This window comes from Burkholderia sp. E168m15 (genome assembly GCF_016586105.1).
Lineage (GTDB): Bacteria > Pseudomonadota > Gammaproteobacteria > Burkholderiales > Burkholderiaceae > Burkholderia > Burkholderia orbicola.
This window is the reverse complement of the sequence record NZ_BCPO01000184.1, coordinates 1-18,873: the sequence shown is the minus strand read 5'-3', so window position 1 is coordinate 18,873 and position 18,873 is coordinate 1. Positions and strand designations below refer to the sequence as shown.

The 18,873-nt window shown below is 67.2% G+C and carries 14 protein-coding genes; 5 read left to right on the top strand and 9 right to left on the bottom strand.

The window, feature by feature from the left end; genetic code table 11:
- Positions 1-6: 6 nt before the first annotated feature.
- From ceoB to JMF86_RS29245, 3 genes are read right to left on the bottom strand one after another with little or no spacing between them, the layout of a single operon-like run.
- Positions 7-3,192, bottom strand: a complete 3,186-nt coding sequence (gene ceoB, locus JMF86_RS29255) for a multidrug efflux RND transporter permease subunit CeoB (protein WP_011546851.1) — start codon at positions 3,190-3,192, stop codon at positions 7-9.
- 45 nt (positions 3,193-3,237) lie between these two features.
- Positions 3,238-4,455, bottom strand: coding sequence for a multidrug efflux RND transporter periplasmic adaptor subunit CeoA (ceoA, locus tag JMF86_RS29250; RefSeq protein WP_006480447.1), 1,218 nt, complete (start codon positions 4,453-4,455; stop codon positions 3,238-3,240).
- Between the two features lie 38 nt (positions 4,456-4,493).
- Positions 4,494-5,354, bottom strand: a complete 861-nt coding sequence (locus JMF86_RS29245) for an alpha/beta hydrolase (protein WP_012339341.1) — start codon at positions 5,352-5,354, stop codon at positions 4,494-4,496.
- Between the two features lie 174 nt (positions 5,355-5,528).
- On the opposite strand from JMF86_RS29245, the gene ceoR reads away from it, so the two are divergent.
- Together ceoR and JMF86_RS29235 are read left to right on the top strand one after the other, a co-directional pair.
- Entirely contained in the window at positions 5,529-6,533 is a 1,005-nt protein-coding gene (gene ceoR / locus JMF86_RS29240; RefSeq protein ID WP_011694866.1) for a putative multidrug efflux transcriptional regulator CeoR, read from the top strand.
- Positions 6,534-6,941: 408 nt separating this feature from the next.
- Positions 6,942-7,235 carry a DUF4148 domain-containing protein gene (locus tag JMF86_RS29235; protein ID WP_006480444.1) on the top strand — a complete coding sequence of 98 codons (294 nt, stop codon included), beginning with the start codon at positions 6,942-6,944 and terminating at the stop codon, positions 7,233-7,235.
- Between the two features lie 227 nt (positions 7,236-7,462).
- On the opposite strand, the gene JMF86_RS29230 is transcribed toward JMF86_RS29235, so the two are convergent.
- From JMF86_RS29230 to selD, 3 genes are all read right to left on the bottom strand, one after another.
- Positions 7,463-8,542 carry a purine nucleoside permease gene (locus JMF86_RS29230; protein WP_011546848.1) on the bottom strand — a complete coding sequence of 360 codons (1,080 nt, stop codon included), beginning with the start codon at positions 8,540-8,542 and terminating at the stop codon, positions 7,463-7,465.
- Positions 8,543-8,770: 228 nt separating this feature from the next.
- Entirely contained in the window at positions 8,771-9,364 is a 594-nt protein-coding gene (locus JMF86_RS29225; RefSeq protein WP_011546847.1) for a LysE family translocator, read from the bottom strand.
- A 72-nt stretch (positions 9,365-9,436) separates the two neighbouring features.
- On the bottom strand, positions 9,437-10,501 hold the full coding sequence (gene selD / locus JMF86_RS29220; protein ID WP_012339339.1) for a selenide, water dikinase SelD: 1,065 nt from the start codon (positions 10,499-10,501) through the stop codon (positions 9,437-9,439).
- Positions 10,502-10,613: 112 nt separating this feature from the next.
- Here selD and JMF86_RS29215 point away from each other — a divergent pair, with 112 nt between their 5' ends.
- Positions 10,614-11,450, top strand: a complete 837-nt coding sequence (locus JMF86_RS29215; protein ID WP_011546845.1) for a DMT family transporter — start codon at positions 10,614-10,616, stop codon at positions 11,448-11,450.
- A gap of 269 nt (positions 11,451-11,719) precedes the next feature.
- Here the strand turns inward: JMF86_RS29215 and JMF86_RS29210 are convergent, their stop codons facing one another.
- The gene (locus tag JMF86_RS29210) at positions 11,720-13,228 is read right to left on the bottom strand and encodes a PLP-dependent aminotransferase family protein (RefSeq protein ID WP_011546844.1); all 1,509 of its coding nucleotides are present in this window, start codon (positions 13,226-13,228) and stop codon (positions 11,720-11,722) included.
- Between the two features lie 126 nt (positions 13,229-13,354).
- Between JMF86_RS29210 and JMF86_RS29205 the strand changes: the two genes are divergently transcribed.
- The gene (locus JMF86_RS29205; RefSeq protein ID WP_027814522.1) at positions 13,355-14,638 is read left to right on the top strand and encodes a 4-aminobutyrate--2-oxoglutarate transaminase; all 1,284 of its coding nucleotides are present in this window, start codon (positions 13,355-13,357) and stop codon (positions 14,636-14,638) included.
- Positions 14,639-14,729: 91 nt separating this feature from the next.
- Positions 14,730-16,199: an NADP-dependent succinate-semialdehyde dehydrogenase gene (gabD, locus tag JMF86_RS29200; protein WP_011546842.1), complete on the top strand. Its 1,470-nt coding sequence runs from the start codon at positions 14,730-14,732 to the stop codon at positions 16,197-16,199.
- Between the two features lie 114 nt (positions 16,200-16,313).
- Here gabD and JMF86_RS29195 read toward each other — a convergent pair whose 3' ends face one another.
- Positions 16,314-17,858, bottom strand: a complete 1,545-nt coding sequence (locus JMF86_RS29195) for a PAS domain-containing methyl-accepting chemotaxis protein (RefSeq protein WP_011694867.1) — start codon at positions 17,856-17,858, stop codon at positions 16,314-16,316.
- A 411-nt stretch (positions 17,859-18,269) separates the two neighbouring features.
- On the bottom strand, positions 18,270-18,873 hold a 604-nt coding region (locus tag JMF86_RS29190; RefSeq protein WP_236593032.1), incomplete at its 5' end, for a methyl-accepting chemotaxis protein.

The following is an 18,873-nucleotide window of genomic DNA, read 5'->3' as shown; positions in this document are numbered from 1 at the left end:
TGGTCCTCAAGCATCGGGCGCCGGCACGCCGTACCCCGTCGAATCCTTGCCGGCGACGTGGATCTTGCCGCCCGCGAGCGTACGCAGCACGACGTAGAACACCGGCGTCAGCATCAGCCCGAACAGCGTCACGCCGAGCATCCCGAAGAACACCGCGACACCCATCGCATGGCGCATTTCCGATCCGGCGCCGGTCGACGTGACGAGCGGCACCACGCCCATGATGAAGGCGATCGACGTCATCAGGATCGGGCGCAGCCGCAGCCGGCTCGCCTCGATCGCGGCCTCGAGCGGCGTCCTGCCGTCGTGTTCGAGCTCGCGCGCGAATTCGACGATCAGGATCGCGTTCTTCGCCGACAGCCCCACCAGCACCATCAGGCCGATCTGCGTGAAGATGTTGTTGTCGCCCTGTGTGAGCCACACGCCCGTCAGCGCCGACAGAATGCTCATCGGCACGATCAGGATCACCGCGAGCGGCAGCGTCAGGCTTTCATACAGCGCGGCGAGCACGAGGAACACGAGCAGCACGCTGATCGGGAACACATACATCGCCGAATCGCCCGCGAGGATCTGCTGGTACGTGAGGTCGGTCCATTCGAACCGCACGCCGCGCGGCAGCGTCTCGTGCGCGATGCGCTCGACCGCGGCCTGCGCCTGCCCCGACGAGAAGCCGGGCGCCGGGCCGCCGTTGATGTCGGCCGCCGTGTAGCCGTTGTAGCGCACGACCATTTCCGGGCCGAACGTCGGCGTCACCGTCACCAGCGACGACAGCGGCACCATCTCGCCCTTGTCGTTGCGGGTCTTCAACTGCAGGATGTCGTCCGCGCGCTGACGGAACGGCGCATCGGCCTGCACGCGCACCTGGTACACGCGCCCGAAGCGGTTGAAATCGTTCACGTACAGCGAACCGAGATACACCTGCATCGTGTTGAACACGTCGGTCACCGGCACGCCGAGCTGCTTCGCCTTCACGCGGTCGAGATCGACGTTGAGCTGCGGCACGTTGATCTGGTAGCTCGTGAACAGCGGGCCGAGTTCAGGCGCCTGCTGCGCGCGCTTGATGAAGTCGTTGGTCGCATCCGACAGCTTCGCGTAGCCGACCGCGCCGCGATCCTCGATCTGCATCTTGAACCCGCCGAGCGTACCGAGGCCGAGCACCGGCGGCGGCGGGAACACCGCGACGAACGAATCCTTCATCGCGCTGTACTTCTGGTTCAGCGCACCCGCGATCGCGCCGGCCGACAGCGCCTTGCCGTGCCGTTCCGAGAACGGCTTGAGCGTGACGAACACGATGCCCGCGCTCGAGCTGTTGGTGAAGCCGTTCACCGACAGCCCCGGGAACGCGACCGCGCTCTCGACGCCCGGCTGCTTCAGCGCGATCGAACCCATGTCGCGGATCACCTTCTCGGTGCGGTCGAGCGAGGCGCCGTTCGGCAGCTGCGCGAACGCGATCAGGTATTCCTTGTCCTGCGCGGGCACGAAGCCGCCCGGCACGACCTTCGACACGAGCACGGTCGCGCCCACCAGCACGAGGTACACGCCCAGCATCAGCGTCTTGCGCGACAGCACGCCGCGCACGCCGCGGCCGTAGTTCTCCGCGCCGCGATGGAACACCTTGTTGAAGCCGCGGAAGAAGCCGCCGAGCACGCGGTTCATCACGCGCGTGAGCCAGTCCTCCTTGTCGCCGTGACCCTTCAGCAGGATCGCCGACAGCGCCGGCGACAGCGTCAGCGAGTTGAACGCCGAGATCACCGTCGAGATCGCGATGGTCATCGCGAACTGCTTGTAGAACTGGCCGGTCAGGCCCGACATGAACGCGAGCGGCACGAACACGGCGACGAGCGTCAGCGCGATCGCGATGATCGGCCCGCTCACTTCCTGCATCGCCTTGTAGGTCGCCTGCCGCGCGTTCATCCCGCCCTCGATGTTGCGCTCGACGTTCTCGACGACGACGATCGCATCGTCGACCACGATCCCGATCGCGAGCACCATCCCGAACAGCGACAACGCGTTGATCGAATACCCGAACGCCAGCAGCAGCGAGAACGTGCCGATGATCGACACCGGCACCGCGATCAGCGGAATCAGCGACGCGCGCCAGGTCTGCAGGAACACGATCACGACGATCACGACCAGCGCGATCGCTTCGAGCAGCGTGTGCACGACGGCCTTGATCGACGAGCGCACGAACTGCGTCGGGTCATAGACGATCTTGTAGTCGACGCCCGCCGGCATGTCCTGCTTCAGCTCGGCCATCGTCTTGCGCACTTCGTCCGAGATCTGCAGCGAGTTCGCGCCGGGCGACTGGTTGATCGCCATCGCGACGGCCGGCTTGTTGTCGAGCAGCGAGCGCAACCCGTATTCGGATGCGTCGAGCTCGATCCGCGCGATGTCGCGCAGGTGCGTGACGCCGCCGTCCGGCGTCGTCTTCACGACGATGTCGCCGAATTCGTCTTCCGTCTGCAGGCGGCCGCGCGCGTTCACCGACAGCTGCAGCGGCGTGCCGGGCAGCGACGGCGATGCGCCGATCACGCCGGCCGCGACCTGTACGTTCTGCTCGCGGATCGACTGCACGACGTCCTCGGCCGACAGCCCGCGCTGCGCGACCTTCTGCGGATCGAGCCACACGCGCATCGCGTAGTCGCCCGAACCCCACAGCTGCACCTGACCGACGCCCTGGATTCGCGACAGGCGATCCTTCACGTTGATCAGCGCGTAGTTGCGCAGGTAGGTCATGTCGTAGCGGTTGTCCGGCGAGATCAGGTGGACCACCATCGTCAGCGTCGGCGAGCTCTTCACCGTGGTGATGCCGAGCCGCTGCACGTCTTCCGGCAAGCGAGGCAGCGCCTGGTTCACGCGGTTCTGCACGAGCTGCGTGGCCTTGTCCGGATCGGTGCCGAGCTTGAACGTGACGGTGATCGTCATGTTGCCGTCGCTGTTCGCCTGCGACTGCATGTAGAGCATGTCCTCAACGCCGTTGATCTGCTCTTCAAGCGGCGACGCGACCGTCTCGGCGATCACTTTCGGGTTCGCGCCCGGGTACTGCGCCTTCACGATCACGGAAGGCGGCACGACTTCCGGATATTCCGAAATCGGCAGCAGGAACATCGCGATCACCCCGCCGAGCAGGATGATCACCGATAGGACTCCTGCAAAGATCGGCCGGTCGATAAAGAATTTGGAAATGTTCATGTGTGGCTCTGTCTGGTTGAACGCGGATGCGAAGCGGCGCGCCGCTTACGAATCCGCCTTCGCCGGTGCGGCCGGCTTCGCGGTGCTCGCGAGCGGCGCGGACGGCTCGTCGCCGCCCGTCATCGGGACCATGTGCGGCTTCACCTGCGCGCCGGGACGCACGCGCTGCGTGCCGTTCACGACCACGCGGTCGCCGGCGGCAAGGCCGCTCACGATCACGCGCCGGTTGCCGTGCTGCATCCCCGGCTGCACTTCGCGATACGACACGCGGCCCTGCTGATCGACGACGAACACGAACTTCTTGTCCTGGTCGGTGTTGATCGCCGCGTCGTCGACGAGCAGCGCCTCGTGCGGCGCGCTGCCGCCCACCTTCACCCGTGCGTACAGGCCCGGGACGAGCGTGCCGTCCGCGTTGTCGAAGCGCGCGCGCACGCGGATCGTGCCGGACGACGTGTCGAGCCGGTTGTCGACCGAATCGATCTCGCCGCTGCGCGAGTAGCCGGTTTCGTTCGCGAGGCCGAGCTCGACCGGCACCTTGCGGCCGCTGCGCGCGCCGTTGATGTATTGCAGGTAGGTCTGCTCGTCCGCGTCGAACGATGCGTAGATCGGCGACACCGACACCAGCGTCGTCAGCGGCGCGGCCGATGCGCCGGCCGACACGACGTTGCCGAGCGTGATTTCCGCGCGCGACACGCGGCCCGATACCGGTGCGGTGATGCGCGTATAGCCGAGGTTGATGCGGGCCGTTTCCAGCGCGGCTTCGGCGGCCTTCAGGTTTGCGTTCGCTTCGCGCGCCGCGTTCTGCTTCTCGTCGTAGTCGCGCTTCGCGATCGCGTTGTCGCCGATCAGCCGCTGCGCGCGCTGCCAGTCGGTCTGCGCATAGCCGTTGCGCGCCTGCGCGGCCGCGAGCTGCGCGGCGGCGCGGTCGACTTCCGCCTGGTACGGGCGCGGGTCGATCACGAACAGCACGTCGCCCTTCTTCACGAGCGCGCCGTCCTTGAAATTCACCGCGACGATCGTGCCCGACACCTGCGGGCGCACGTCGACTTTCTCGACCGCCTCGAGGCGGCCCGAATAGCTTTGCCAGTCGGTCACGGTCTGCGGCACGACGGTCGCGACGTCGACTTCGGGCAGCGGCGCCGCCGCTTTCTCGGGGGCGTTCGCGTTGACGCGCATCGCGCCGAACGTGCCGAGGCCGACGACGGCGAGCGTGACGATCGCCGCGGTCGCGATTCGTGAACGGGAGGTGCGTAGGATGGCCATGTGGATCTCCAGGAAACGTGGATTGGTCTGGTTATGGGTTATTCGGGACGGTTCGGCTGGCGCGCCTGGAAGCGGCACTGGAAGAAGCGCACGGCTTCCTCGAATGCGGCTTCGTGCGTGGCGAGCGCGGCGTGCGTGATGTCCGGATAGCGGATCACCTGCGTGAGCACGCCGGACGAGATCAGGCAGCCCGCATATTTCTCCGCTTCGACGTGCAGCACGTCGTTCTGCGCGGTGACGACGAGCGTCGGCGGCAGCCCCGCGAGGCGCACCGATTCGATCGGCGCCGCGTACGGGTGCATGCGCTGCGCCGCCTGCGGCAGATACGCGCGATAACAGGCCGCGCATTCGCGCGCGGTGATGTCGGACGCGAGACGCTCGGCGTCGCCGATGCGCGTCATGCTCGGGTCGAGCATCGGTCCGAACAGCGCCTGCGCGGCGATCGACACTTCGCCGCGGTCGCGGGCGATGAAGGCGAGGCAGTTCGCGAGCTGGCCGCCCGCGTCGTGCCCGGCGACCCCGATCTTCTTCGGGTTGCCGCCGAACGCGCGGGCACGCGTCGCCGCCCACACGGCGGCGCGATACGCATCCTCCGGCGCGGCGGGAAAAGGAAAGGCCGGCGCGAGCGAATAATCGACCGACACTACGAGCGCTGGTAAGCGTTCTGCTAAAAAACGCGCGGCGAAATCGGCGTCCTCGAGCGACCCGCGGACGAAGCCGCCGCCGTGGAAATAAAGCACTACTGGCAGCCCGGTCTTGTCCGGGCGGCGGTAGAGGCGCAGCACGATGTCCTGTGCGTAGCCGGGAATTTCCACTTCGGCAACCGTCAGCGCCGCGCCCGTCAAGGCTTGAGCGGGCAGCGCGGCTTTCAGGAATTTGCTGAATTCAGAGGCGTCCATGACGATGCAGCATCCATTTCGAGATGGAACGAATTCTGGGTCCGGCAGACATTGGGATAAATGCCTATAATCCGGCAACACAATTCAACGCCCCCGAACAATCCGAGGCTGCGTTTACCCACGAGGTAGCGCAGCCTTCTTGTTCCGGCGGCAAATTAAATTGCGGAGGTTGTGATGGACCGGCTTCAGGCCATGCAGGTATTTACTCGCGTCGTCGATACAAGCAGCTTCACCAAGGCAGCAGAAACGCTCGGTTTGCCGCGCGCGTCCGTCACGACGATCATCCAGAATCTCGAAGCCTTCCTCGGCGTGCGGCTAATGCACCGGACCACGCGCCGGCTGTCGCTCACGCCGGACGGCGCCGCGTACTACGAACGATGCGTGCGCATCCTCGCGGACGTCGAGGAAACCGAAGCGAGCTTCCAGGCCAACAACCGGAAGCCGCACGGAAAGTTGCGTATCGACATGCCGGGCTCGATCGGGCGGCTGCTCGTGATTCCGTCGCTGTGCGAATTCCACACGCGCTATCCGGACATCGACCTGCAGCTCGGCCTGTCCGACCGGCCCGTCGACCTGCTGCAGGAAGGCGTCGACTGCGTGATCCGCGTCGGTGCGCTGCAGGACTCGTCGCTCGTCGCCCGCCGCGTCGGCCTGTTCGAATGCGTGACGGTCGCGTCGCCCGACTATCTCGAGCGCCACGGCGAGCCGCAGACGATCGACGACCTCGGCCAGCACAAGGCCGTCAACTACTTCTCCAGCCGCACGGGCCGCACGATCGACTGGACCTTCCTGATCGACGGCAAGGAAGTCGAGATGAAGATGGAGGGCATCGTGTCGGTGAACGATGCGGATGCGTACGTGACGTGCGGGATCGAGGGCTTCGGCCTGATCCAGCCGCCGCTGTTCATGGTGCTGCCGCACCTGCGCGAAGGCCGGCTCAAGGAAGTGCTGCCCGGGGTCAAGCCGCTGCCGATGCCGATCTCGGTCGTGTATCCGCATAGCCGCCATCTGTCGCCGAAGGTGCGCGTGTTCGTCGACTGGATCGCCGAGGTGTTCGACCGCTGCCCGCTGCTGAGCGGCAAGGGCAGCCTCGACGCGACGTGCAGCAAGCGCACGTTCGAGGAGGCCGAGCGCGCGCCGGTGCTCGATACGCCGGTCATCAACGAGTGGGTCGCGTAATCGTCTGACCTCCACGCGCGGGCCTCGCCGCCCGCGCGTCGTCCCGCCTCAGCGCCGCCTGGGCACGCCTTTCAAGCGCGGCGCCCCCGATCCTTCCCGAATCCGCAGTAAACCTTTGCACGACCCGCGGCAATCGGCCACCGTGTCGTTGCGCGGTGCCGCCGCGCGTCCCGGCGAAGCCCGCGCCGCGGGGCTCCCGGCCATTTCCGCATAACCCTGCCGGCGGTGCGGATGACGATTGTTCCACTGACACGACAATTCAATTCGCGTCTGCCGCATTTATCGCACCGGAACAGATACCTAGAGTAAACCCTGTCGCGCAACCTCGTTGCGCATCGAACAGATCCCGCCTGGCGGGACCGGAGTCAGCGCCCAGGCGCCAGCTCCGACATCTCTAGGAGTGACGCCATGAACCGCCGCCATCTTCTCTCGGCCCTTGCTCTCACCCTCGCCGTGTCCGCACCGGCCTTCGCCGATTCGGGTACGCCGCACGCCGGCGACTACGCCAACACGTCGTGGTACTCGCAGCACAACGGCCCGCGTACGCGCGCCGAAGTGCGTGCGGAAGTCGAGCAGGCACGCAAGGACGGCACGCTCGCGTACCTGCGCAAGGCGACTTCGTATCCGCAGGGGCTCGAGCTAGCCCAGGGCCCGTATCGTCCGCTGCCGGAAGGCAACCAGCTCGCCGGCGGGGGCCGGTAAACGCGCGACGCCGCGCAGCGGATTGCCCGATGCGCGGCGTCTCGAACTATCTTGTCGACGACTCGCTGAGTCAATTAGTTGCAGGAGCACATGATGAACGACCAACTTCCTTCGCCGCTCGATCACTGGGACGACACCACGCCGGTATGGACGCCGTTCCGTTCGACCCAGCAATCGCATTGACCGCATTCACTGCATTGACCGCCGACTGAGTCGCCGTCCGGCCTTCAACGCCGCGGCACCCCGTCGCGCCATTCGCCCCAGTGCGTGACGATGTCCTGCACCAGCGGATTGCCCGCGCGGTACAGGTTTTCGGTCGCCGGCGCGAAGCCGCCTTGATCCGCGTAGTTCAGCAGGTTGTCGGCGCTCGTCTGCCCCGCGTACGGCCGATCGAAATCGGACCCGGTGCGCAGCACGGCCACACGCGACAGGTCGACCCGCTTCACGCTCGCCGCGCGCTTGAGCGCTTCATACGTCGCGTTGTCTTCCTGAGCGGTCATGCAGTAGGTGCCCTTGCCGTCCGTCAGGATCTTGGTCCACTGGCGCGCGCGCTCGCCGATCAGCGTGCCCGAGAACCACGTGTTGCCCGATGACGTATCGCACTGGATCACCGTCGGCGGCCGGTTCGCCGGCGCATACGTGAACTTCGCGCGCGCGGCCTGCGCCTGTGCGCTGTCGGCGAGCACGACGTTGCGCGACAGCGCATACGCGGCATCGGTCAACTGCGGGTTGAGCTGGAACACTTCGGTGCGATAGTCGAGCGGCGGCTTGTCGTTCGGGCTCTTCGTGTTGATGCCGAGATAGCCGGTGTTCCAGCCGGCCGGGATCTCGCGCGCATCGAGCTCCCATTGCAGGCTGAAATCGACGAGGTATTTCGACCACGCGGCCGATCCGACCGTGCCCTGTGCCGGGTCGACGCCTGCGATACCCGAGACCAGGAAATACGTACGGCGCAGATCGAAGCGTTGCGAGAACGTGAGCGCCATGATCGTCGCCGATGCGTTCGCATAACCCATGCCGGTCGTGACCACGCACACGTCCTGCTTGTTGCAGTGGACCGCCGGATAGTCGGGCGACAGGCCGGGCACGGTGACGTCACGCCACGGGCCGAGCCGGTCGAGCCACGCCTGGCCTTCCGGCCCGAACATCGTGATGATCATGACCTTGACCGGGCGGCCATGCGAGCCGGTCTCGGCGAATGCTGCGTTGCCGGCATCGTTGCCCTGGTTGTCCTGCGCGATCGACGGCGCGGTCGCACAGGCCGCAAGCGAGAATGCAGCGGCGGAAAGGATGGAGCGAGTCAGCATCGGCGTTCCTTGTTTCGGTGATTGGGTGAGAACGGCTGTCGGAGACTGCGCGACGAGTATAGAACGGGCGTGCGCGATGCGGAACCCGACTACGAAACGGCCGGCGGTGTTGCGTGCGAACGGCTGCGTGGTGCGCGACGGAAAAGCGCGTATTCGTCGCGGCCTTGCAAACATCAGGAATGCTACCGGGTTCGCCGCCGCGCGCGACGTCGGCCGCTTTGCGCCGCGCTACACGCGCATCAGCCCCGCGACGCCGTAACCGAGCACGACGAGTGCGGCGACCACATGGCTCGCGGCCAGCCACCCCGGCGATTTCACGAATCGCCCGATTGCGCCGCCGCCGAACGCGAACACGAGTTGCCCGATGAGGCTGCCGGCAAACACGCATGCGGCACCGAGCAGCCAGTGTCGATGCGCACCGGCGGCAGCCGTCGCATAGCCGTAGAACAGCAGGATGGTCAGCGGATTCGCGAGCGTGACGAAGAACATCGCCATGAACGGGCGATTGCCCGGCGGCGGCACTACGTCGCCATCGAGCGTGCGGCGCCGGTCGCGCAGCGCCTGCCACAGCATCCGCGCGCCCATCGCGAGCAGCACGAGCGCACCGACCATGCGGAACAGCGACAGATGCGACGCCAACGTGCCCGCGAGCATCGCGCCGATCGTGAACGCGACGACCGCATGACAGCCGTCGGCCGCGGCCACTCCGATCGCCGCGCGCACGCCGGTCGCCGTGCCGGCGCGCATGCCGTAGTTCGCGATCATCAGCGCGACGGGCCCGACCGACAGCGCGATCATCAGCCCGAACAGGAAGTCGTTCATCGGTCGTCGATGCCTTCAACGGAAGGCATCGATTCTATCGACCGGCGGCGCGCCGGCGTGAGAGAAAACGCGTCAGGCGACGTCGACGCGTGCGGGCCCGTCCACCATCTCGCCGATCACGGCCGCGCGATCGAAACCGTCGGCGCGGAAGCATGCAAGCACGTCGTCGACGGCCTCGGGCGCGCACGCGACCAGCAGCCCGCCCGACGTCTGCGGATCGGTCAGCAGCGCCTGCGCGACGGGCGGCAGGCCATCGGCGAGCCGGACATCGGTGCCGTACGCGGCCCAGTTGCGACCCGACGCACCGGTGAACACGCCGTCGGCCACGAACGTCTCGACGCCCGCCAGCCACGGCAGCGACGCATAGTGCACGCGCGCGGTAAGTTGCGCACCGCGCGCCAGTTCGAGCGTATGGCCGAGCAGCCCGAAGCCCGTGACGTCGGTCAGCGCATGCACGCCCGGCAGCGCGGCAAGCTCGGCGCCCGGCCGGTTCAGCTTGGTGGTCGTCGCGACCATCTGCGCGTAACCGTCGGCATCGAGCTGGTTCTTCTTCAGCGCGGCCGACAGTACGCCGACGCCGAGCGGCTTGCCGAGCACGAGCACGTCGCCCGCGCGCGCGGCTGCGTTGCGCTTCACGCGCGACGGATGCACGACGCCGATCGCCGCGAGCCCGTAGATCGGCTCGACCGAATCGATCGAATGGCCGCCGGCGACCGGAATGCCGGCATCCGCGCACACCGATTCGCCGCCGCGCAGCACGGCCGCGATCGTCTCGTGCGGCAGCACGTTGATCGGCATGCCGACCAGCGCGAGCGCGAGGATCGGCTTGCCGCCCATCGCATAGACGTCGGACAGCGCGTTGGTGGCCGCGATGCGGCCGAAGTCGAACGGATCGTCGACGATCGGCATGAAGAAATCGGTGGTCGCGACGATCGCCTGCTCGTCGTTGAGCCGGTAGACGGCCGCGTCGTCGGACGTCTCGGTGCCGACCAGCAGATCGGGGAACAGCGCGGGCGGCGTCGCGCGCTTGAGCAGCTCGGACAGCACGCCCGGCGCGATCTTGCAGCCGCAGCCGCCCCCGTGCGACAGGCTCGTGAGGCGCGGAACGGCAGGCTGGGCTTGGGTGGCTTCGGTCATCGTCGGCATCCGGTGAATAACAACGTTCCATTATCGACAATTCCGCGCGAACGCGCCCGATACCCACATAATTGACGGCCCCACTTCCGCCTCTCCCGTCCGCCCTTCGTTCATGGATCACCTGTTCATCGGCCTCGTGCTGTGCTCGGCGCTGCTGCACGCCATCTGGAACGCGTTTCTCCACGTCAGCGAAGACCGGCTGGTCCAGCTCGGCACGATGTCGCTGCCGTATCTCGCGTTCGGCATCGCCGGCGCCGTGCTGCTGCCTGCGCCGGCGCCCGCCGCGTGGCCGTACGTCGCCGCATCCGCCGCGCTCGAGGTCGCGTACTGCTTCACGCTGGCGCGCGCGTACCGCAACGGCGAATTCGGGCAGATCTATCCGATCGCGCGCGGGATCTCGCCGCTGCTCGTATCGGTGCTGGCGCTCGCGATGCTGCACGAGCGGCCGACGCCGTTCGGCTTCGCGGGCATCGCGCTCGTGTCGTTCGGCATCATGTCGCTCGCGCTGCGGCGCGGCTTCCGGTTTTCCGGGGAAGGCGTGCCGTATGCGTTGCTCACGGGCGTGTTCATCGCCGCGTATTCGATCTGCGACGGGATCGGCTCGCGCGTGTCCGGCAGCGCGCTCGGCTATATCGCATGGGTGTACCTGCTGTGGAGCGTGCCGCAGCTCGTGCTCGTCTGCGCGGTACGCGGCGGCCCGCGCGCGGTGCTCGGCTCGCGCTCCGCGTTCACGCAAGGCGCGATCGCCGGCACGATCTCGCTCGCCGCTTACGGGATCGTGATCCTCGCGTACCGGCACCTGCCGGTCGCGACCGTGTCGGCGCTGCGCGAAACGAGCTCGATCTTCGCGGTCGCGATCGGCTGGTTCGTGATGCGCGAGCGGCCCGGCCCGCAGCGGCTTGCGGCGTGTGCGCTGGTGGTCGCGGGCGCGGCGTTGATCCGGCTGTAACGTGCGAACCGGGCGCCTGGTCGGTGCCGGTGTTCATGACTGATTCGGCGCGGGGGCTCCGTCCGCACCGCTAAGTTTTGCAATACTGCCCGCCACTCTTGCCGTATCAGGAAGAGGCATGTTGGCGATTCCCGTTCGACGACGCGAAAATGGGCTGGCCAGTCGCGCACGAAAAATTCTCTCGTCGTCGCGAAGCCGTCCCGAAGCGTATCGAGCCTCGATCGGCCTTTGACGGCATCACGACGAGCCGATATTACCGTGCTCACGCGTCAAGCCACCGCAACGGCCCCGCCGAACGCCCGCTCGTCGATCGCCTCGGCAAGCGTCGCGAACGCGGTCGCTATCTCGTCTTCCGGCACGCACGCATAACCGAGCAGCAACCCCGAGGCAGCCCGCGAGCGGTCCGCGTAATACCCGGACAGCGGCCGCACGACGATGTTGCGCGCCAGCGCGGCCTGCGCGACCGCGCGATCGTCGACGCCCGCCGGCAATTGCGTGACGAGATGCAGCCCGGCGTCGCTGCCGAGCGCGTGCAGCGTATCGCCGTAGCGCCGCGCGACCGCCTCGAGCAGCACCTCGCGGCGTTGCCCGTACAGCGTGCGCATCTTGCGGATGTGCGACACGAAATGCCCTTCCGCGATGAATTCGGCGAGCACGGCCTGCTGCAGCAACTGCCCTTCGCGATACAGCTCGGCGCTCGCGGTCGCGAAGCTTTCCGCGAGCGGCTCCGGCGCGACCAGATAGCCGACCCGCAGCCCCGGGAACAGCGTCTTGCCGAAACTGCCCACGTAGATCACCTGCCCGGCCGTGTCGAGGCCCTGCAGCGACGCGAGCGGCCGGCTGCCGTAGCGGAATTCGCTGTCGTAATCGTCCTCGATGATCCAGCAGCCGTGCTGGCGCGCGTATTCGAGCAGCATCCGCCGCCGCGCGAGGCTCATCACCATCCCGAGCGGATACTGGTGCGACGGCGTAACGAGCATCAGCTTCGGCGGCTCGGCCAGATCGGCGGCCGACGGCGCGATCCCTTCGTCGTCGACCGGAATCGGCCGGGTGGTCAGCCCCGACACGTTCAGCACGCTGCGCACGCCCCAGTAGCACGGGTCCTCGGTCCAGATCGCGTCGCCCGGATCGGTCAGCAGCCGCACCGCGAGGTCGATCGACTGGTGGATGCCGGTCGTGATCACGATCTGCTCGGGCGTGCAGCGCACGGAGCGCGACGTGCGCAGGTAGTCGGCCAGCGCCTCGCGCAGCAGCGCGAGCCCGCCGCCGGGCGCGTAGGTCAGCAGGTCCGGGCGCAGGCGCCGCCAGTACTTGTTGTGCAGCCGCGTCCACACGCGCGCCGGAAAGCGCGACACATCGGGCACGCCCGGCATGAACGCGCCGCCCTGGCGCTTCGACACGCCGGCGCCTTCGACGAGCCGCGTACCGCGCGCGGACAGCCGCCGCACGGACGGCGTCACGACGGCCGGGCCTGCGCCCGCGTCGGGCGGCGCGCCGACGATCTCGTCCGGCGCGCTGTCGGCGACGAACGTGCCGCGCCCCGTCGCCGAGTTCACATAGCCTTCGAGCGCAAGCTGTTCGTAAACCTGCGTGACCGTGTTGCGCGCGATCCCGAGCTCGGCGGCCAGCAGCCGCGACGACGGCACGCGCGTGCCGGCCGGCAGTTCGCGCGACAGGATCGCCTGTTGCAGCAGCCGGTGAAGCTGCCGGTAGATCGGCTGTTCGCCGCCGCGCACGAGGCGCTGCGCCAGCCAGTCCGACAACACGCTCGCGCGCATGATTGGCTCCTGAATATTTATTGAAATGGCTCTGATTGCCAGAGCCAAATGTGATTATAGTCGCCTCCATGGGCTGCCAAGGCGCCCGATTCCCTACCCACCGGACAGAACATCAAGGAGATGACCGTGAAGAATGCCGACCTGCAGGCCCGCAAGAACGCCGCCACCCCGCGCGGCGTCGGCGTGATGTGCGATTTCTACGCCGCCCGCGCCGAGAACGCGGAGCTGTGGGATGTCGAAGGCCGCCGCTTCATCGATTTCGCCGCCGGCATCGCGGTGCTGAACACGGGCCACCGTCACCCGAAGATCGTCAAGGCGATCGCCGATCAGCTGAACAACTTCACGCACACCGCTTACCAGATCGTCCCGTACGCGTCGTACGTCGAACTGGCGGAAAAGATCAACGAGCGCGCGCCGGGCGACTTCCCGAAGAAGACGGCGTTCTTCACGACCGGCGCCGAAGCCGTCGAAAACGCGATCAAGATCGCGCGCGCGGCAACCGGCCGTCCGGGCGTCATCGCATTCTCGGGCGGCTTCCACGGCCGCACGATGATGGGCATGGCGCTGACCGGCAAGGTCGCGCCGTACAAGCTGAACTTCGGCCCGTTCCCGGGCGACGTGTTCCACGCGCCGTACCCGAACGCCGTGCACGGCGTGACGACCGCCGACTCGATCAAGGCGATCGAGATGCTGTTCAAGGCCGACATCGATCCGAAGCGCGTCGCCGCGATCATCTTCGAACCGGTCCAGGGCGAAGGCGGCTTCAACCCGGCGCCGGCCGAATTCGTGCGCGCGCTGCGCAAGATCTGTAACGAACACGGCATCCTGCTGATCGCCGACGAAGTGCAGACGGGCTTCGCGCGCACCGGCAAGCTGTTCGCGATGCAGCACTACGACGTGCTGGCCGACCTGATCACGATGGCGAAGAGCCTCGCGGGCGGCATGCCGCTGTCGGGCGTCGTCGGCCGGGCGGACGTGATGGACGCGGCCGCCCCCGGCGGCCTCGGCGGCACCTACGCGGGCAACCCGCTGGCAGTCGCCTCGGCGCACGCGGTGCTCGAGATCATCGACGAAGAGAAGCTGTGCGAGCGTGCGACGCAACTCGGCGACGTGCTGAAGGCGAAGCTGAATGCGCTGCAGGCCGACGTGCCGCAGATCGCCGACGTGCGCGGCCCCGGCGCGATGATCGCGGTCGAATTCCTGAAGCCGGGTTCGGGCGAGCCGGATGCCGAATTCACGAAGCGCGTGCAGACGCGTGCGCTCGAGCGCGGCCTGCTGCTGCTCGTGTGCGGCGTGTACTCGAACGTCGTGCGCTTCCTGTTCCCGCTGACGATCCCGCAAGCCGTGTTCGACGAAGCGCTGGTGATCCTCGAGGAAGTGCTGAAGGAAACGGTCGGCGTGCCGGCCTGAGTGCCCGTCCACTTCAACTGAATGCGCCGCCGCCGTCGTGAAGACGGCGGCGGCCGTTTTCATCCGTCCTTTTTCGAAGCAGGTGATGCATATGAGCACGGTTCAGGAAACCCTGGCACTGAAAGATCCGTCGCTGTTCCGCCAGCAGGCGTACGTCAACGGCGAATGGCAAGGCGCGACGAACGGCGAGACGTTCGAGGTCCGCAACCCGGCCACCGGCGGCCTGCTCGGCACCGTGCCGGCGATGGGCACGGCGGAAACGCGTCACGCGATCGACGCCGCGAACGCCGCATGGCCGGCGTGGCGCAAGAAGACCGCGAAGGAACGTGCGGTCATCCTGCGCAAGTGGCACGACCTGATGATGGACAACGCCGACGACCTCGCGCTGATCCTCACGACCGAGCAGGGCAAGTCGCTCGCCGAAGCAAAGGGCGAGATCGGCTACGCGGCGTCGTTCCTCGAATGGTTCGCGGAAGAAGGCAAGCGCGTGTACGGCGACACGATCCCGACGCCGGCGAGCGACAAGCGCATCGTCGTGACGAAGGAAGCGATCGGCGTATGCGCGGCGATCACGCCGTGGAACTTCCCGGCGGCGATGATCACGCGCAAGGTCGGCCCGGCGCTCGCGGCAGGCTGCCCGATCGTCGTGAAGCCGGCGGAAGCGACGCCGTTCTCCGCGCTCGCGATGGCCGTGCTAGCCGAACGCGCGGGCGTGCCGGCCGGCGTGTTCAGCGTCGTCACGGGCGACCCGAAGGCGATCGGCGGCGAACTGACGTCGAACCCGATCGTGCGCAAGCTGTCGTTCACGGGCTCGACGCCGGTCGGCCGCCTGCTGATGGCGCAGTGCGCGGCGACGGTCAAGAAGGTGTCGCTGGAGCTCGGCGGCAATGCGCCGTTCATCGTGTTCGACGACGCCGATCTCGATGCGGCCGTGCAGGGCGCGATCGCGTCGAAGTACCGCAACAGCGGCCAGACGTGCGTGTGCACGAACCGCTTCTACGTGCACGAAGCCGTGTACGACCAGTTCGCGCAGAAGCTCGCGGCGGCCGTCGGCCAGTTGAAGGTCGGCCGCGGCACGGAGCCGGGCGTCACGCAGGGCCCGCTGATCAACGAAGCGGCCGTGCTGAAGGTCGAGGCGCACATCGAGGACGCGCTCGCGAAGGGCGCAACCGTCGTGACGGGCGGCAAGCGCCACGCGCTCGGCCACGGCTTCTTCGAGCCGACCGTGCTGACGGGCGTCACGCCGGCGATGAAGGTCGCGAAGGAAGAGACGTTCGGGCCGCTCGCGCCGCTGTTCAAGTTCGGCAGCGACGACGAGGTGATCCGCCTCGCGAACGACACCGAGTTCGGCCTCGCCGCGTACTTCTACAGCCGCGACATCGGCCGCGTGTGGAAGGTGGCCGAAGCGCTCGAATACGGGATGGTCGGCGTGAACACGGGCCTGATCTCGAACGAGGTCGCGCCGTTCGGCGGCGTCAAGCAGTCGGGCCTCGGCCGCGAAGGCTCGCACTACGGCATCGACGACTACGTCGTGATCAAGTACCTCTGCCTGGCCGTCTGACGGTTCGGGCCTGCCGCTTCCCGGCGACAGGCCCTCGCCGCCCGGCCGGAACCGGGCGGCCCGACGCGGGCCGGCGCCTCTCCGTCGCGCCCGCGTCACTTTCCCTTCCCGCGATCAGCGGAACACGTTCACCGCCTCCACCAGCCGCGCCGCCTGCTGCTTCAGGCTTTCCGATGCCGCCGTGCTCTGCTCGACGAGCGCCGCGTTCTGCTGCGTGATGTTGTCCAGATGCACGACCGCCTGGTCGACCTGCGCGACGCCCGTGCTCTGTTCGGCCGTCGACGAGCTGATCTCCGCGATGAGATCCGACACGCGCTTCACCTGCGTGACGATGTCCTCCATCGTCTTGCCCGCGCCGTCGACGATCCGCGCACCCGACTCGACGCGCTCGACGCTCGCGCCGATCAGCGTCTTGATCTCCTTCGCCGCGTTCGCGCTGCGCTGCGCGAGCGCGCGCACTTCACCAGCGACCACTGCGAAGCCGCGCCCCTGATCGCCCGCGCGCGCCGCCTCGACCGCCGCATTCAACGCGAGGATGTTGGTCTGGAACGCGATGCCGTCGATCACGCCGATGATGTCCGCGATCTTGCGCGAGCTGTCGGTGATGTCGTTCATCGTCGCGACGACTTCGTTCACCGCCTGCCCGCCGCGCCCGGCCGCCTCGCTCGCGGACACCGACAACTGGTTCGCCTGCAGCGCCGTCTCCGCATTGCTCGATACGGTCGCCGTCATCTCGGCCATCGACGCGGCCGTCTGCTGCACGCTCGTCGACGCCTGCTCGGTGCGCGCGCTCAGGTCGTTGTTGCCTTGCGCGATTTCATTGCTCGCGCGCTGCACGTTCAGCACCTGTTCGCTGACGTCGTCGACGAGCCAGCGGAACATCAGCCCGAGCTGGTTGATCGTGCGCAGCGTCATGCCGATCTCGTCGACGCGGTTCATCCGCACGCCGCTGCGGCTCTCGCCGGTCGCCACGCGCAACGCCTCGTCGCGCAACTGCCGCAGCGGCCGCACGATCTGCGCGTCGAGCCACAGCCCGGCCGCCGCCGTCACGCCGACCGCCGCACCGGCGAACGCCGCGAGCCCGCCTCCGGTCAACCCGGCCGCCCAGCCGGCGCCGACGACCGCCGGCGCCAGCACGCACAGCGTCGACACCAGCCGCGCCCGCACCGACATCGTCTGGAACAGCGACGCGACGCGCAGCGCGCCCGTGCGCACGATCAATCCCTTGTGGAACCGGCGGCTGCCGGCCTTGCCTTCGCGGAAATCGCGATACAGCGCCTCGGCGGCCGCGATCTCGTCGCGCGTCGCCTTCGTGCGCACCGACATGTAGCCCTTCGGCTGCCCGTTGCGCATCACCGGAATCGCGTTCGCGCGCACCCAGTAGTGATCGCCGTTCTTGCGGCGGTTCTTCACGAGCGCGGTCCACGGCTCGCCGCCCTTGAGCGTCGCCCACATGTCGGCGAACGCCTCCTTCGGCATGTCCGGATGCCGCACCACGTTGTGCGGCTGGCCTTCGATCTCCTCGGGAGAAAAGCCGCTGACCTGGATGAATGCCGCGTTCGCGTAAGTGATATAGCTGTCGGCATCGGTCGTCGACATCAGCGTCGCATCGTCGGCAAATTCGAATTCGCGTTGCGTGACGGGCTGGTTGTTGCGCATGGTGTGGAGCTCCGGGTGGCGGATCTTGCGTCCGCTCGTCGATTGATTCGAGACCCCGCGCATGGCGATCGATTCGCATGCATGTGAGTCAGGCTCCTGCACTTTCGGCAAATTCGGCAAAAACATTATGCCGTATCCGGGTAAATATGCATTAAAGATGCATCAACTTGTTTTTGCCGAATAACTTGTTCATGGATAAAATGAAACGCCTTGTCTGGCAACGGTTTGGCGGGTATTCGTCTGATCATTGCACGTCATGATTTCGGCACGATTTAATGCGCAAACACGCAATCGGAAATACGAATATCTCCCATTCCACGTCGTTCGATTCAACCCGCAAACCTGAATAGGTACTGTGCGCGACATCCGGCGTTCATCGATCACCCGCACGTCGCGCACCCGTTCGCGCCATCACCTGAACACGTTCACCGCATCCACGAGCCGCGTCGCCTGCTGCTTCAGGCTTTCCGATGCCGCCGTGCTCTGCTCGACCAACGCCGCGTTCTGCTGCGTGATGTTGTCCAGGTGCACGACCGCCTGGTCGACCTGCGCAACACCCGTACTTTGCTCGGCCGTCGACGAGCTGATCTCCGCGATGAGGTCCGACACGCGCTTCACCTGCGTGACGATGTCCTCCATCGTCTTCCCCGCCCCATCGACGATCCGCGCGCCCGACTCGACCCGCTCGACGCTCGCGCTGATCAACGTCTTGATCTCCTTCGCCGCGTTCGCGCTGCGCTGCGCGAGCGCGCGCACTTCGCCGGCGACCACCGCGAAGCCGCGCCCCTGTTCGCCAGCACGCGCGGCCTCGACGGCCGCATTCAGCGCGAGGATGTTGGTCTGGAACGCGATACCGTCGATCACGCCGATGATGTCCGCGATCTTGCGCGAGCTGGCGGTGATCTCGCTCATCGTCGTGACGACCTCGCTTACCGCCTGCCCGCCGCGCTCGGCCGCATCGCTCGCGGACACCGACAACTGATTCGCCTGCAGCGCGGTCTCGGCATTGCTGGAC

Coding starts and splice junctions, on each gene's coding strand:
- ceoR (WP_011694866.1), top strand. CDS start 5,529: ATGGACCGGCTTCAGGCCATGCAGGTATTTACTCGCGTCGTCGATACA.
- ceoA (WP_006480447.1), bottom strand. CDS start 4,455: ATGGCCATCCTACGCACCTCCCGTTCACGAATCGCGACCGCGGCGATC.
- JMF86_RS29210 (WP_011546844.1), bottom strand. CDS start 13,228: ATGCGCGCGAGCGTGTTGTCGGACTGGCTGGCGCAGCGCCTCGTGCGC.
- JMF86_RS29235 (WP_006480444.1), top strand. CDS start 6,942: ATGAACCGCCGCCATCTTCTCTCGGCCCTTGCTCTCACCCTCGCCGTG.
- JMF86_RS29215 (WP_011546845.1), top strand. CDS start 10,614: ATGGATCACCTGTTCATCGGCCTCGTGCTGTGCTCGGCGCTGCTGCAC.
- gabD (WP_011546842.1), top strand. CDS start 14,730: ATGAGCACGGTTCAGGAAACCCTGGCACTGAAAGATCCGTCGCTGTTC.
- JMF86_RS29245 (WP_012339341.1), bottom strand. CDS start 5,354: ATGGACGCCTCTGAATTCAGCAAATTCCTGAAAGCCGCGCTGCCCGCT.
- JMF86_RS29195 (WP_011694867.1), bottom strand. CDS start 17,858: ATGCGCAACAACCAGCCCGTCACGCAACGCGAATTCGAATTTGCCGAC.
- ceoB (WP_011546851.1), bottom strand. CDS start 3,192: ATGAACATTTCCAAATTCTTTATCGACCGGCCGATCTTTGCAGGAGTC.
- JMF86_RS29230 (WP_011546848.1), bottom strand. CDS start 8,542: ATGCTGACTCGCTCCATCCTTTCCGCCGCTGCATTCTCGCTTGCGGCC.
- JMF86_RS29225 (WP_011546847.1), bottom strand. CDS start 9,364: ATGAACGACTTCCTGTTCGGGCTGATGATCGCGCTGTCGGTCGGGCCC.
- selD (WP_012339339.1), bottom strand. CDS start 10,501: ATGACCGAAGCCACCCAAGCCCAGCCTGCCGTTCCGCGCCTCACGAGC.